Raw genomic sequence first — 217 nt, forward strand, 5'->3', positions numbered from 1 at the left:
GGTCGAGATCGCCGGCCCGGACGGCGTCGCGGAGCGCTCGCTCGCGCACGTCGTCGCGCACACCGTCCTCGGCGTGGTCGAGGTACGGGTCAGCGGTTGAGGCGGACCCGAGGACGGGAGGACGTGAGGAGCATGCAGATGGTCCCCGACGTGCTGCGCCGCGTCGACCGGCCGGCGCCACCGGTGCGCCAGGTCGTGGACTTCGCCCGCGGCGCGC

The sequence above is a fragment of the Nocardioides sp. genome (genome assembly GCF_024509035.1).
In the GTDB taxonomy this organism is placed as follows: Bacteria; Actinomycetota; Actinomycetes; order Propionibacteriales; family Nocardioidaceae; genus Nocardioides.